Annotated in this window: 14 protein-coding genes and 1 other RNA gene; 10 read left to right on the forward strand and 5 right to left on the reverse strand. The window is 40.7% G+C overall.

Annotated features, from left to right (window positions below):
• Positions 1-90: 90 nt before the first annotated feature.
• The 3 genes from MKY20_RS16455 to MKY20_RS28710 all read left to right on the forward strand — a co-directional run bounded on the left by MKY20_RS16455 (position 91) and on the right by MKY20_RS28710 (position 2,974).
• On the forward strand, positions 91-1,350 hold the full coding sequence (locus MKY20_RS16455) for an ATP-binding protein (RefSeq protein WP_251267182.1): 1,260 nt from the start codon (positions 91-93) through the stop codon (positions 1,348-1,350).
• Between the two features lie 110 nt (positions 1,351-1,460).
• A complete protein-coding gene (locus tag MKY20_RS16460; protein ID WP_251156973.1) occupies positions 1,461-2,531 on the forward strand; it encodes a hypothetical protein in 1,071 nt (356 codons plus the stop codon).
• A 350-nt stretch (positions 2,532-2,881) separates the two neighbouring features.
• Positions 2,882-2,974: a putative holin-like toxin gene (locus MKY20_RS28710; protein ID WP_019381338.1), complete on the forward strand. Its 93-nt coding sequence runs from the start codon at positions 2,882-2,884 to the stop codon at positions 2,972-2,974.
• Between the two features lie 30 nt (positions 2,975-3,004).
• On the opposite strand, the gene MKY20_RS16465 is transcribed toward MKY20_RS28710, so the two are convergent.
• The 3 genes from MKY20_RS16465 to MKY20_RS16475 all read right to left on the reverse strand — a co-directional run bounded on the left by MKY20_RS16465 (position 3,005) and on the right by MKY20_RS16475 (position 3,882).
• On the reverse strand, positions 3,005-3,331 hold the full coding sequence (locus tag MKY20_RS16465; protein ID WP_226280775.1) for a redoxin domain-containing protein: 327 nt from the start codon (positions 3,329-3,331) through the stop codon (positions 3,005-3,007).
• Between the two features lie 18 nt (positions 3,332-3,349).
• Positions 3,350-3,517: a hypothetical protein gene (locus MKY20_RS16470; RefSeq protein ID WP_009334309.1), complete on the reverse strand. Its 168-nt coding sequence runs from the start codon at positions 3,515-3,517 to the stop codon at positions 3,350-3,352.
• A gap of 191 nt (positions 3,518-3,708) precedes the next feature.
• A complete protein-coding gene (locus MKY20_RS16475; RefSeq protein ID WP_009334310.1) occupies positions 3,709-3,882 on the reverse strand; it encodes an aspartyl-phosphate phosphatase Spo0E family protein in 174 nt (57 codons plus the stop codon).
• Positions 3,883-4,158: 276 nt separating this feature from the next.
• Here MKY20_RS16475 and MKY20_RS16480 point away from each other — a divergent pair, with 276 nt between their 5' ends.
• The 5 genes from MKY20_RS16480 (at position 4,159) to MKY20_RS16500 (ending at position 11,894) form a co-directional block, all read left to right on the forward strand.
• The gene (locus tag MKY20_RS16480) at positions 4,159-4,998 is read left to right on the forward strand and encodes a glycerophosphodiester phosphodiesterase (protein WP_372675461.1); all 840 of its coding nucleotides are present in this window, start codon (positions 4,159-4,161) and stop codon (positions 4,996-4,998) included.
• 366 nt (positions 4,999-5,364) lie between these two features.
• Positions 5,365-6,627 carry an L-lactate MFS transporter gene (locus MKY20_RS16485; protein ID WP_009334312.1) on the forward strand — a complete coding sequence of 421 codons (1,263 nt, stop codon included), beginning with the start codon at positions 5,365-5,367 and terminating at the stop codon, positions 6,625-6,627.
• 260 nt (positions 6,628-6,887) lie between these two features.
• Positions 6,888-9,248, forward strand: coding sequence for an FdhF/YdeP family oxidoreductase (locus tag MKY20_RS16490; protein WP_251267184.1), 2,361 nt, complete (start codon positions 6,888-6,890; stop codon positions 9,246-9,248).
• 1,167 nt (positions 9,249-10,415) lie between these two features.
• Positions 10,416-11,297, forward strand: coding sequence for a LysM peptidoglycan-binding domain-containing protein (locus tag MKY20_RS16495; RefSeq protein WP_251267186.1), 882 nt, complete (start codon positions 10,416-10,418; stop codon positions 11,295-11,297).
• A 162-nt stretch (positions 11,298-11,459) separates the two neighbouring features.
• Positions 11,460-11,894 carry a hypothetical protein gene (locus MKY20_RS16500; RefSeq protein ID WP_251267187.1) on the forward strand — a complete coding sequence of 145 codons (435 nt, stop codon included), beginning with the start codon at positions 11,460-11,462 and terminating at the stop codon, positions 11,892-11,894.
• 45 nt (positions 11,895-11,939) lie between these two features.
• Here the strand turns inward: MKY20_RS16500 and MKY20_RS16505 are convergent, their stop codons facing one another.
• Positions 11,940-12,416, reverse strand: coding sequence for a CBO0543 family protein (locus tag MKY20_RS16505; protein ID WP_009334316.1), 477 nt, complete (start codon positions 12,414-12,416; stop codon positions 11,940-11,942).
• 191 nt (positions 12,417-12,607) lie between these two features.
• Between MKY20_RS16505 and ssrS the strand changes: the two genes are divergently transcribed.
• Both ssrS and MKY20_RS16515 read left to right on the forward strand, forming a co-directional pair.
• A non-coding RNA gene (gene ssrS / locus MKY20_RS16510) (6S RNA) lies at positions 12,608-12,803 on the forward strand.
• Positions 12,804-12,896: 93 nt separating this feature from the next.
• Entirely contained in the window at positions 12,897-13,607 is a 711-nt protein-coding gene (locus MKY20_RS16515; protein ID WP_071160136.1) for a polysaccharide deacetylase family protein, read from the forward strand.
• Between the two features lie 30 nt (positions 13,608-13,637).
• On the opposite strand, the gene MKY20_RS16520 is transcribed toward MKY20_RS16515, so the two are convergent.
• On the reverse strand, positions 13,638-13,913 hold the full coding sequence (locus MKY20_RS16520; protein ID WP_009334318.1) for a YqhV family protein: 276 nt from the start codon (positions 13,911-13,913) through the stop codon (positions 13,638-13,640).
• Positions 13,914-14,218 lie beyond the last annotated feature (305 nt).

Consider the following 14,218-nt stretch of genomic DNA (forward strand, 5'->3'; position numbering starts at 1 on the left):
GAATTTAATAGATAAATTTTTTTGAAAATGATATCGTTAACCTCACAATTGATGCTAAAATAATAGAAAAAACACAAAAAAGAGGAATATATGAGTAAACGGACAGGTCAAATTTCACTTGTGCTTATTTCGGTTTTATTTACCTCATATCAAACCATTTTCTCGCAGGAAACGTTCTTTACTTTTGATTTTATTCTATTTACCTGCATTGCCTGGTTTGTCGGCTGGCAGTTTGACAAAAGCAGGTACTACGCAGAAAAAGCGCGGGCCAGCGAGAAGAGCCACAAATTGCTTCTGGAATCACTGCCGGTTTCCGTGCTCATACATAAGGACTTTGAAATTTTGTATGCAAACTCGACTGCAGTCGCCGAATTGTCGTCATCAGATAAAGGTGCATTAATTGGCAGGTCGCTGCTTGACTTTATCGAGTTGGACTATATGGGCCGTTTGCAGGAGCGTTATCAGTACATTAAGTCAGAGAAGCAGCTTTTAAACAATATAGAATATAAAATAAAACGTTTTGATGGAACCACTAGATTTTTTGAAGTTTCATCACTTTATGTTGAATTTGAAGGGAAAGAGGCCATACTCTCAATTGGAACTGATATTTCTGATAAAAAAGAGGAACAGGAAAAGCTCCTGCAGAAATCAGAAAAGCTGGCACTTCTTGGCCAAATGGCAGCTGGAATCGCTCATGAAATCCGTAACCCTCTTACTTCGATCAAAGGGTTTGTTCAGCTCTTCAAGTCAAATAGCCAGAAAGATGAATACTTTGACATTGTACTTTCAGAATTGGACCGCATAAATGGAATCGTCGGCGAATTTTTAGTGCTTGCAAAGCCGACTGCAGACATTTTCGAAAAGCAGGACCTTACTAAATTAATCAACGAAGTGATTCTTTTGAGCAGCACCCAATCCGTATTAAACAATGTCGAAATAGCAGCAGAAAATAATCTTCACGCCCCAATGATTCATTGTGAAAAGAACCAGCTGAAACAAGTATTCCTCAACATTATTAAGAATGCCATTGAAGCAATGCCAGGCGGAGGAGAGTTAAACATTAAAGTGTTTAAAAAGTCTGGCAACACTATTTCCATTCAATTCATCGATCAGGGTGTTGGCATATCAGAAGACCGGATTTCAAGTCTGGGGGAACCTTTTTATACGACAAAGGAAAAAGGAACAGGGCTGGGACTGATGATTTGCTACAAAATTATCGAAAACCATAATGGCCGCTTAATAGTCGAAAGTAAAGTTGGGGAAGGCACCAACATTGAGATAGAACTCCCCTATGAAGGGGATTCGATACATGCAGAAGATGATCAAAACGGAAACATCGTTTTAATTTAAATGGTGGAGCGGGACCTGACAGTGCATGAAAATGTGCTGTTTTTTTATTATCCGCAGCGCATGCATAGGATGTTATAATTAAAATAAAATCCATTCTAACGGTGATTATAGTGTTTTATTTCATTTTGCTGGGCCTTTTGTTTATAGGGGCTGTTTTCGTTATCATTCGTAAAAAAATAAATATTAATACTGCTGCAATGGCGGCTGTGATGGCGTTTGGCATTGTGACACAGGGTGTTTTACTGAATTTCTTCGGTTTGTCCTTCTTTTTGGGGAGCATCGGCAAGATTATCAGCATAGCAGATATAGCCTTATGGATGGCCATCTTAGTTTCGATCGGCATGACCATTTATAAAGGAGAGTTTAAGAAGCTGCATTACATTAATCCAATTAACCGTTTCGGCATTGGAACCTGGGTGGCCGGCACGTCGATTTGCGGAATCATGTTCTGCAAGCAATTTGGAGCAGGTGCAGAAGTCCAGGCGCTGGCCATTCTGAATGCGGGATTATGGATTATTTATATTTGGATTAGTTTAATAGGCTTCAAAGAGCTCAAGGATACATCTATTGGTCAGCAGACGCATGGAGTTTTGCTGCTGACGGCGGTCAGCACACAATCTCTTGTTCTCCTTTTCAATACTGTCTTTGCAGATGTACCTGGATTTCTGAATGCCGCTCTTATTTTTTTAGGGCTGCTTTTTTATTTCATTAGTGCGTGGTTTATTCTTAAACGTTATGCCATACGCGGCTGGAACATTGCGAAAGATTGGAATAATACCAATTGTATTTTTCACGGTGCCCTGTCCATCAGCGGGCTCGCCATGTTCAAATCCGGCCTTGTAACCCAACAGGCGGCTGCTTGGTTTTGGCTTGCCGTTTTCCTGGTTTTCATTGTGGTGGAGATTATTGAAATAGCAAGGGCGATTTGCCGCAGTCTAATATATGGCTTGAAGGAAGGCATCTTCACATACGATGTGACACAGTGGAGCCGAATCTTCACTTTTGCGATGTTCTTTACGTTTACCTTTTTCATAGAAACCCCGGTACAGGCAGTAATATTGAATACAGGCGTTTGGATCATTTTAATGTTATTGATCATTGAATTATATTTAAGTGTTGATTCAATTAGAAGAAAACATGTCCGGATTCCGTTGACATCCAGAAAGGAAAGGTCGGTATAAGAGCTAAACGTACATAAATTTTTCTATCCGCAAGTAAAAATCGCTTATCCGCAAATAAATTTTTCTATCCGCAAGTAAAAATCACTTAACCGCACATAAATTTGGAAAGCATATGTAAATTCAAGCTTTTCACAAATAAATCAGATAAAAACGCGCATTAAGATAGGGCATTTTTCGAGGCAAGCATAAGAAAATAGCGGCTTTTCACAAAAAAAGAGCCAGTCACATGCAATTTTGCAATGCGGCTGGCTCTTTTTAGGCCTTTTGGACGGATTTTCAAATGGGCACTTATCCTGAGTATAGGACAAGTTTGGTTCCGGGAAGGCTGAAGATAAGGAGGCGATGTATAAATGGGTACCTTTGAAGTGTTGTCTTTGATGATCAGTTTCGGTATGTTTGTTATCGCCATGCTCCAGTTCACAAATAGAGACAGGGATTCATAAACACGCTCTCAAGCGTGTTTTTTTTCGTCTTTATTTGGAAAGCCCCTCATATTCTTTCTTAATATCTTCTGCGGTTTTATCGATTTCTTCTCCCCAATGGTCATTGACCTTGTTGAACACAATATTGCCTTTTGTATCCATTAAAGCGTAGCCTCTATAGGCTGATTCGCCATTTTTCATATCAGCCCTTTCAATGAGCTGCATTTCAGGGTCTGACACAAATGGGAGGCTGTGTCCCATTTTTTCTTCAAGAGCATTATACAGCTCAAGCTGCTGCTCAGGCTGATCATTGCTTACGATGTACACGTTGACGTCCAAGCCTTCTAATTTATCCATATTCTGATGCAACTCGACCAGTTGCTGCTGACAGAGTCCTCAGGTGTATGTAGTGATAAAGAAGAAAACACTTGGCTTGTCCTGCGGGAAGGTAACTTCATTACCGGTCTGGTCCTTTAAGGTGATCGCTTCCTGTGCCTGATCTTTACCGCAGGCTGTCAGAACAAGAAGGACGATTCCTAATAAAATCATGAATTTTTTCTTCATAAGATCTCCAATTCCTAATAGTTGTTATCCTATCATTATGGCTATATTTTTAGCTTTTCTCAATAAAAATGCTTAAGTGAACGGATGTTTTTCTACGATTAAGCGTCAATCATAAAACAAACACACCCTTTTTATAAGAGTGTGCGTTTTATGGAATATTTATTACTTTTGAGGTAATAACCGGGGATGTTCTAATGGATGAATTTGCTTCGCTGCACTTTATAAATGAGCTTATCGAGCTCCTCTGAGTACATAAGCGTTTCAGGGTGTGACAATCCCTTTCTTTTTCCAACAGAAATCATCTTTTTGCGCAGGGCATCGATGTCATGATGAAGTTTTTTTATAGCAGTCGAAGGTGTGGTCATTGATTCGGCTCCTAATCAGGGGATGAAATACTATATTCTATTATCGACAAATTAAACCGCAAATAAACAGATTCGACAAAACTTATAAAAAGATTACAAGTTTCTACAATATGCATTTTCTAGTGAAAGAGACCTATTCCGAAATGCTTGTATTAATATTCCTGTAATCTATTATTCTTCCAGATTTTACATCGAATTATCACAGGGTTAATATTTCGTCCCTATTCTTAATATGTAAACCATTATAGATAGGGGACGGAGACTTTGAAGAAGAGAATGATTTCTGTTATTGGTGCAGCAGTTATTGGGCTAAATGCGTTTGGAGGAGGTGCGGCATTGGCAAAAGATATACATAAGGACATTGTAAATGTTTCACATCGCGGGGCTTCTGCTTATGCACCTGAGCATACCATCGCTTCATATGACATGGGCGAGAAATTGCATGGGGATTATATTGAAATTGATTTGCAGATGACAAAGGATGGTCATCTCATTGCGATGCATGATGTGACGCTTGACCGGACGACTAATGGTACAGGGTCCGTAAAGGATTACACTTTAAACGAAATAAAGCAGCTTGATGCAGGCAGCTGGTTCAACGAAAAGTACCCGTATGCATCAAAAGCGGAATACGAAGGCTTAAAGGTGCCGACACTTGAAGAGGTTTTCAAGAAATTTGGAAAAAACAACAGCTACTACATTGAAACAAAATCACCGGATGTTTATCCCGGCATGGAAAAAGAACTGCTTCGACTGGTTGATAAGTATAAGATTAATAAAGAGAAACTGCTTGTCCAATCTTTTAGCTCTCAAAGTCTTAAAGTGATGAATGAATTGGACCCCTCCATTAAGCTGGTTCAATTAATCTCTTATAAAGCAAACGCAGAAATTACCGAGGCAGAGATTAAGGAAATCAAGCAGTATGCAATGGGCATCGGTCCTAATCATACGTATCTAAATGAGGAATATGTGCAAAAGGTTGTGAACAGCGGCCTTGAACTGCACCCGTATACTGTCAACGACAAGGAAAGAATGAAGCAGCTGATTAATTGGGGAGTAACCGGCATGTTCACAAACCATCCGGATCTGCTGCATGATGTAAAAAAAGGGAGGTAAATAGAAAGAACTCCGGGAATCGTTTCCGGAGTTTTTTTGTATAATAACCAACACTGCCATAGTGAAAAATTGCTAAAAAGGGCTTGAACATGTTATTTCAAAGTGATATGATTTTTAATAGTTCAAAAATCTGTCACATTTTGATTTGAGATAGCGAACCTGTCGTCGGTTAAAATGTCATCAGATTCCATTTTGATTAACAGTTGGTCCTTTAGGCAGCGAATCCTGCTTGATACTAACCGTCAATCCTGCTTCCGCATACCCAAAATCGGGAATGCGGGAGAGATTGACGGTTTTTTTATTTCAAGAAACAATCCTGTAACCGCTTTAAAAAGCAGGATACGAGCATTATGAGGGGGAAAAAGTGTGAAAAAGACAAAAAATCGGTGGCTGATTGCCGCCTCGGCCGTAGGGATTCATATCTCAATCGGTTCGGTTTACGCTTGGAGCAACTTTACCAATCCATTGATTGAGCAGTTTGGCTGGACATCAAAGGAGGTACAGCTGACCTTCAGTTTGGCGATTCTATTTTTGGGGTTGTCAGCCGCATTCCTTGGCCACTTTGTTGAAAAGCATGGTCCCAAAAAGGCTGGCCTTCTGGCAGCAGGATTCTTTGGAGCCGGCATGCTTGGTGCCGGTTTGGCAGTAAATATGGGATCATTGCCATTTTTGTACATAACCTACGGTGTTCTTGGGGGTATTGGTTTGGGAGTCGGCTATATTGCACCGGTCTCTACACTGGTAAAATGGTTCCCGGACCGCCGCGGATTCGCAACCGGCCTTGCCATCATGGGATTTGGCTTCGCTGCAGCGGTAGCGAGCCCGGTCATGGATGGACTGATTAAATCTGTTGGGACAGCTAACACGTTCTTTATTTTAGGAGCAGCTTACTTAATCATCATGACATTATCATCTTTATATTTAGAAAGACCGCCTGCCGATTGGGCACCTGAAGGCATGAAAGAAAAAGCTGCAGCCGGAAAAATCAAAATCAAACAGGATTTGGCACAGTTAACGGCGAATGAAGCAGTAAAGACATCCCGGTTTTATTATTTATGGATCATGCTATTCATTAATGTAACTTGTGGTATTGCGATTCTGTCAGCTGCAAAGCCGCTGGCACAGGAAAGCATAGGCCTGACAACGGCAGAAGCAGCCACGCTTGTCGGCGTACTCGGCATCTTTAATGGACTTGGCCGTCTGGCATGGGCATCCATTTCTGATTATATCGGTCGCCCAAACACGTATACGATTTTCTTTGTATCACAGATTGCCCTATTCCTACTGCTGCCGATAACAAAAGAAGCCATTCTTTTCCAGATTATGCTGGCCATTGTGTACACCATGTATGGCGGCGGATTCTCATCCATCCCGGCATTTATCGGTGACGTTTTCGGAACAAAGCAGCTTGGCGCCATTCACGGCTACATTCTTACAGCATGGGCTGCCGCAGGACTTGCAGGTCCAATGTTCGCAGCGTGGATGAAGGACTCAACAGGAAGCTATGCTTCAAGTTTAACTAGCTTTGCAGGACTTTTTGTGATTGCACTCATTGTGTCAATCCTGATCCGTTTTGATATTAAAAAATTGCGCAAGCAAAATGAAGCAAGTGAGCGTATGGCAGGTTAAATTTAATAAAAACAGCATGGAAAAGCATTCAGCCCCGCTTCCGCTTTTCCATTGGTATGGCACTTGGCAGCGAACCTGCTAAAGACTAACCGCCGCAGAAATCAGCAACTATTAATTAGAGGCTTTTTGCGGTGGTTTTTTATGAAAAAAGGGCAAATTTATTCCATTTACCCATATACAATAATAAATGCTATTTGAACATTGGAAATTAAGAGATTCAGGATCTCTATTAAATAGAAAAAATCAAGGGAGTGTTTCAGGTGGGAAAAACAAAACATCCAGGACCTCAGAATAAAAAGGCAATGCCGGATCCGAAGCATTGGGTGAGCCCAATTCCATTTGGTCTTGGTAAAATAAAGCCGAAACATATGAGGGATACAGCAAAAATCCTATGGGAAAACAAAGATAATATTGGGTATGCCGCAAATATTTTAACGAAAGGTGTATGTGACGGATGTGCCCTTGGCGTTTCCGGTCTTTATGACCAGACACTTAAGGGGCCGCACGTATGTACAACAAGGTTAAATGTCCTTCGTTTGAATACTGCCGGAGCAATCAAACCGGAAATTCTGCATGCCGATATCGATGAGCTGCGCAAATATGACAGCACCGAGCTTCGTAAATTGGGCCGCATTCCTTATCCAATGATCCGCAGAAAAGGAGAGCGCACATTCTCCCGGATTACTTGGGATGATGCCATGAACATGATTGCTGAAAAAATGAAGGTGCTCGATCCTAAACAGTATGCGTTCTACCTGACTAGCCGGGGAATTACGAATGAATCTTATTATGTGGCCGGCAAAGTTGCCCGCTTCCTTGGAACGAATCACATCGATAATGCGAGCCGCATTTGCCATTCGCCTTCTAAAACCGCTTTAAAGCGTTCCATTGGAGTAGGAGCTTCCACAGCCAACTATCTTGACTGGATCGGAACGGATGTCCTGTTATTCTGGGGCAGTGTGGCATCAAACAGCTCGCCTGTATCATCCAAATATATGCTTGAAGCGAAGAAGAACGGCACAAAAATTATCGTCGTCAATCCATACAGAGAGCCGGCAATGGACAAATACTGGATTCCGTCAAATCCTGAATCTGCTTTGTTCGGCACAAAAATTGCAGATGATTTTTATCAGGTAAATATCGGCGGAGATATTGCCTTTATGCACGGGATTATGAAACACTGGTTTGAAATGGAGAAAGCGGAGCGCGGTTCTGCCATCAATCATAAGTTTGTGAACGAGCATGTAAATGGATATGAAGATTTGAAAAAGAAAGTAAAAGAGCAGTCATGGGAAGAGATTATTAAATCTTCTGGTGTAAGCAAAGAGCGTATCATCGAGCTTGCTGAACTGCTTGCGAACAGCAAAAATGCCGTCTATGCCTGGGCTCTTGGACTGACCATGCATTCCTTTGCGACTGATAACATCTCACAGGTTGCCAATCTTGCGCTGCTTCGCGGTCATCTGGGCCGAAAGCATAATGGGCTTATGCCATTCCGCGGACATTCATCTGTGCAGGGAAGCGGTGAAATGGGGGCAGATCCATTCGTATTGCCTGGCGGTGACTTTTACGGAGACAATTTTACCCGCATTCAAAATCTTTGGGGATTCGAGCTTGAGAAATGGCAGGGTGATATTGTCGGGGTGACACTGGAGAATATCCTGCTTCCAGAAGACCATGAACGGAAAATCAAGCTTTACTATCTTTCAGGCGGCAACTTCCTTGAGACAATGCCAGATCCTGATTTTATTGAAAAAGCTTTATCTGAACTGGATATCCGTGTTCACCAGGATATTATTTTAAATACGTCTACACTGGTTGATGCGAAAGAAGCGGTCATCGTGCTTCCTGCTAAAACCAGGTACGAGCAGGAGGGCGGCGGTACGTCCACTTCAACGGAACGCATGGTGTATTTCAGTCCGGAAATTGAAGGGAATAAAAATAAAATTGAAGAGGCACGCGAGGAGTGGAAGATCTACATTGATCTTGCCAAACGTGTAAAGCCTGAAACTGCTCATCTCGTTGAATTTAAAAATGCACAGCAAATCCGTGATGAAATTGCTGTGGCTAACCCTAGTTATGATGGCATCCAGCATCTGAAAAATGCAGGAGATGTCTTCCAGTGGGGCGGAGCATGGTTATGCGAGGACGGCATCTGCCCTACTCCGGATGGAAAAGGCACACTTATTACTGTGGATATTCCAGACCTTGGAAAGAAGGAAGGGCAATTCATTGTTACGTCACGCCGCGGGAAGCAGTTTAATTCCATGGTCTATAAAGAGGTGGACCCGCTGAATGGAGCCGGACGATATGATGTATTAATGAACGCAGAGGATGGAAAGGACTTAAGCATTGCAGAGGGTGAAGGGATCGTCCTATACAATGGATTCGGTGTATTCCAGGGAAGAGCCAAATTCGTCGACATCGCCCGCGGCAACGTCGAAGTCCACTTTCCGGAAGGAAACTTCCTATTGCCAAGAGGCCGCTACGAAAAATTCGCAGGTATCCCTGACTATAACATCACGGTTACCCTTGAAAAAGCAGACCGCTACAATGCACGCAAAGATGTGAAATATAACGAAAAACACATTGCTGAAGATGAAATAGATGCACCAGCATAAAGGGGAGAGAGATGGCTTAGGGCCATCTCTCTTCTTTGTGTGAAGAGGTGATTTTAAGAGGAGATGGGGATTGAGGGCCAAATTGAATATCTTAATGAAAATGGCAGTTAAACCGAGTGAATAAAGGCGAAAGGGGAAGTGCCTTAGGAAAAATGGTAGTTAATCTGAATGAATAACAACGAAAAGAGAGTTACCTTGAGTAAATGGTAGTTAATCCGGGTGAATAACGACGAAAAGAGAGCTGCCTTAGGAAAAATGGTAGTTAATCCGAGTGAATAAAGCCGAAAAGAGAGCTGTCTTAGGAAAAATGGTAGTTAATCCAGATGAATAACGACCAAAAAGAGAGGCATCAGGAAAAATGGTAGTTAATCCGGGTGAATAACGACGAAAAGAGAGCTGCCATAGAAAAACGGTAGTTAATCCGAATGAATAACGACGAAAGGGAGCTACCATAGGAAAAATGGTAGTTAATCCGAATGAATAACACCGAAAAAAGAGAGGTATCAGGAAAAATGGTAGTTAATCCGGGTGAATAACGACGAAAAGAGAGCTGCCATAAAAAAACGGTAGTTAATCCGAATGAATAACGACGAAAAGGGAGCTACCATAGGAAAAATGGTAGTTAATCCGAATGAATAACACCGAAAAAAGAGAGGTATCAGGAAAAATGGTAGTTAATCCGGGTGAATAACGACGAAAAGAGAGCTGCCATAAAAAAACGGTAGTTAATCCGAATGAATAACGACGAAAAGGGAGCTACCATAGGAAAAATGGTAGTTAATCCGGGTGAATAACACCGAAAAAAGAGAGGCATCAGGAAAAATGGTAGTTAATCCAGATGAATAACGACCAAAAAAGAGAGGCATCAGGAAAAATGGTAGTTAATCCGGGAGAATAACGACGAAAAGAGAGCTGCCATAGGAAAAATGGTAGTTAATCCGAGCGAGTAACGCCTAAAATCGATCGGCCATAGGGAAAATGGTAGTTAATCCGAATGAATAAAGCCGAAAGGAGGCTGCCTTAGAAAAAACGGTAGTTAATCCCAATGATAACGATGAAAAAAATGCAGTTAATCTCTAACCACTAATGCTGCCCATTTTCCAAAATAGGCTCGTCATCCTGCGACATCCATTATTTCCCTTCGTCATATATAGTGAGGTGAAAATAATGAAGAAAATCAAACAGGCAATTGCAGCAGGAGTCATTTCTCTGGCAGTTATTTTTACAGGGGGAGCAGTATTTGCGGACCACAGCGGAGATAAAGAAATAGCTGTCGTGAAAAAAGGGGACACACTATATTCCCTGGCTAAGAAGCATCATATGAGTGTGGCACAAATTTCGGATCTGAATGATTTAAAAGGTACAACAATCTATCCGGGGCAGCGTCTCATTCTATCCGGAGAGGAAGCTGGATATCATAAGATTATTGCCGGTTCTTTCAGCAAAAAAGAGAATGCGGAAAAGCGGGCAGCACTACTAAAGAAAAAAGAGATCCCTGCCGCAATTGGCACCGCTGTCATTGATGGCAAAACCTATTACCGTGTGCAGGCTGGTGCATTTAAAGACAAAAAGAATGCTGTGAAGCAACTGGAGGCAGTCAAAAAGGCAGGAATTAAAGATGCCTTTATTCTTTCGAAAGAAGAACTTCATATTTTTGGCTTAAAACCAGGAGATGCTTTTGATGAGATAGTATCCAGAATGGGCAAGCCAAAAAAGACTGAAACCCAGCTCAATATTAAAAGCCTTTACTATCAGAGTGATGGGGCCGGGCTAAGGGTAACCTTAAATAAGAAAGATGGTACAATAGGCAGTCTTGCTGTATATCCAGAATATTTAAGCCCGCGTATGTTTCCTGCGCTTCCCTTTACCAAGGACGAAGTAGTAAAAATGTACAGTAATTCTGACAAGACAAAAACTGTAACTTGTTACGAATCAGCAAAGTGTGAAGAGTTAACCTACCAGCTTGATCATTTGGAACTCAAAGCCCCGATTGACAGGGATCAAGCCACTGTTCAGTTTCTTGAAATAACCGATCTCAATTATCGATAACCCAATTGGAGGCCTTCTTTAGCCTCCCTTCTTTTTTTTGAAGGAATATTATTCCTTTTGAAGAATACTTATATATCTGGGTATTATTTACCAATTCAGGAGGGAAGGTAATGGAGCAAAAAAAATGGACGGATCGAATACGTCTGGGGCGATAAGCCGGAAGTGCTGCCAGAACAGGCATTTATCTCCCTGACAAGAGGGGAAGGACTAAATCTCATTCAACTGTTTATTAATCAGGTGCTGACATTATTGGTAATGAATCAGATGAGAAAAGCGCCTGGTCTTATTTATGCGGAACTAAATGGAGAACTAAAGAAATGGAAGGGAAACGGGCAGACAATGACGGTTTGGGACGGAAAGCTGATGCCTAAATTTCGAAATCGCAATACACATGCTTTTGCGATGAAATTTTTCACATGGATCATCCATCGGAAAAACACTAAAAACTACTATCTTACATACTCTGCAAATGAGACAATCCCTTCCGTTGCTGAAGTGAAAGATATCTTAAGACAGTTCGGCAAGTTTTATGATGGAGGTGTTCTTGCCAGGAAGGCTTCACCACCCGGCTTTGGGGAAGAAAAGAAGTCTTCATAGATAAAATATAAACACAGTTCCCGATTACTTTTTTGGAGCTGGTGTTTATTGGTTTTCCGAAGATTTACGAATTAATCCCATCAATCCGCGTGTCATTAAAAAAGTTGCCATAATGGTTACAAAGCTATAATAGGAATTCCATGATTTCTTATATCTGATCAGCTGTGTATATTTTTCAAGAAAATGTTCAGCAACTGCGGAAGGAGCACTGAAGATCAGGGACTTTAACAAAATCCCCTTAACTCCATTCTTCATGGTTAGCTGATTAAAATAAACACACGTTATCGGGAATATTATATAGCTGAATAGCACGCTGACATCAAAAGTTTTAAACAGATTTACCGGGTATTTTAGATAGCCTTTACGCACTAACAGATTATCTAAAAAGGTGGCAATATAGCTTTTTAAAAAGAATATGATTAGCCATTCCTTCATTGGGGGCTTTCTAATCAAATTAAAGAAAGACATAATTCCAAATATAAATAACAAACGCAATAGATTTCTTTCGAATTTTCTTCCCAATTGTTAATCCCCCTTTTACACAACCTATAGTCTTCCTTTATTGTTAAGTTGTTTAACCTGCATTATACGATATTTCCAGAGGTTTCGATTGTAAAAACCATTATTTTTGTATAGGGCAGTGTTAGCTGGGGTTTTAAAGAGCAGGAAAACATTTCTATTGAAATCATCACTTAATTATTTTATTATAATAAAACAAGCTGCATTGTACGTAATCATACTAAAGTTTTAACCTTTAAGCTGAAATAGGGAGTTTAACATCGGAACAGGATTGACAAGCCTCTGTCTATATGACAAGGAGGACATGCAGGAATGTTTCTGCGGACACCCACTTTGAGGAGTGGTGGTTTAAAACTTTCTTATAACAGTTACGGCAAGAGCGGCTCCATACTTATATTATCAAACCAGTTTCCAATCGGGGGCTGGTTTTTTTATTATATAGAAATTATAATTACCCTGATACTATAGCTGTCAGGAGGAATTATGAAAAAACTGCTAAAAATCAGCATTTCTATCATTCTGATTTTGGGGATTTGCTTTTTGCTGTTTGAAATTTCCAAGTCAAGGAACTTTCAGTTTTTCGGAGGCCTTGTAAATAAAGCAGAAACAGAGGAAAAAGTGGCAGCATTAACATTTGATGATGGACCAGGCGTCAACACGGAGGAAATATTGGATATTCTGCGGGAAGAAGAAATTAAAGCCACTTTTTACCTAACAGGGCAAGAGATTGAGCAACATATGGACGATGCCAAAAGGATTGCGGGAGAAGGGCATGAAATTGGCAATCATTCATATTCTCATACACGGATGGTTCTAAAATCTCCCACTTTTATTAAAGATGAAATTGAGAAAACAGATGATTTAATCAGGCAGACAGGCTATGAAGGAGAAATTCATTTTCGGCCTCCATACGGAAAAAAACTATTTTTTCTGCCTTACTACTTATCTAAACATGAGCGTAAGACGATCTTATGGAACGTTGAGCCTGAAAGTCATCCGGAAATAGAAGGGGATGCAAATAAAATCACTGAGCATGTGGCTGAGAATATAGAACCAGGCTCCATCATTCTTCTTCATGTCATGTATGAGAGCCGGGAAGAGTCTTTGAAATCTGTTAAGAAAATTATTTCTTCATTAAAAGAGCAGGGTTACCATATGACTACGGTTTCCGAATTGCTGAAACATCAGAAGTAGAGCTGTCCGTATAGCTCTTTTTTTATTGGATTAGTTGCCTTTTACCCCATAAAGAATGCAGCCGACTCCGCAAAGCACCCATAATATCTTGCTTAGTGAAACTTTATCTGCCATTCCAGTTAATCCGATCACTGTCGTCAAGAGAAGCACAGGCGGTCCAATCAGGGCAAGTGAACTATTCACAACCAGCGCTTTTTCGATATCATTCATTTTTATAATCAATAGTGCAACAAAAATTTCAATGCTTCCAGAAATAAGCCGCAGAATCGCCATCCCAAGAATCGCCTTATCAAGAAAAATAAACATCATGTACCTCCTATACCTTCTTGTCAGTCATTATATGTAAGCTGCTCTAAATGAAGGACAGGTTTTGAGAAGAAAGTATTTCATAAATATTACAAAAATGACGAAATAGGAAAGGGGGAAGATCGCCAAATGTGCATAGTGAGCGTTTCCGGGCGTTTTCAAATGTAATAAGCCTTAAGTATTTATTAGACTTTTTGTTTTAAAAATACCCCCTTACAGGATCGCTATTTGGAAAAATAATGAAGGGACAGCAGCTCATTTTTGCATAAATAATGTATTTTTAACGGAGCTGTAATCCTTGAATA

The organism is Cytobacillus sp. FSL W8-0315 (assembly GCF_038002905.1).
Lineage (GTDB): Bacteria > Bacillota > Bacilli > Bacillales > Cytobacillaceae > Cytobacillus > Cytobacillus pseudoceanisediminis.

Bases quoted from the DNA above. Each gene is read 5' to 3' on its own strand.
- MKY20_RS16515 (WP_071160136.1), top strand. From the start codon at position 12,897: ATGAAAAAACTGCTAAAAATCAGCATTTCTATCATTCTGATTTTGGGG.
- MKY20_RS28710 (WP_019381338.1), top strand. From the start codon at position 2,882: ATGGGTACCTTTGAAGTGTTGTCTTTGATGATCAGTTTCGGTATGTTT.
- MKY20_RS16520 (WP_009334318.1), bottom strand. From the start codon at position 13,913: ATGTTTATTTTTCTTGATAAGGCGATTCTTGGGATGGCGATTCTGCGG.
- MKY20_RS16455 (WP_251267182.1), top strand. From the start codon at position 91: ATGAGTAAACGGACAGGTCAAATTTCACTTGTGCTTATTTCGGTTTTA.
- MKY20_RS16470 (WP_009334309.1), bottom strand. From the start codon at position 3,517: ATGAAGAAAAAATTCATGATTTTATTAGGAATCGTCCTTCTTGTTCTG.
- MKY20_RS16495 (WP_251267186.1), top strand. From the start codon at position 10,416: ATGAAGAAAATCAAACAGGCAATTGCAGCAGGAGTCATTTCTCTGGCA.
- MKY20_RS16480 (WP_372675461.1), top strand. From the start codon at position 4,159: ATGATTTCTGTTATTGGTGCAGCAGTTATTGGGCTAAATGCGTTTGGA.
- MKY20_RS16475 (WP_009334310.1), bottom strand. From the start codon at position 3,882: ATGACCACACCTTCGACTGCTATAAAAAAACTTCATCATGACATCGAT.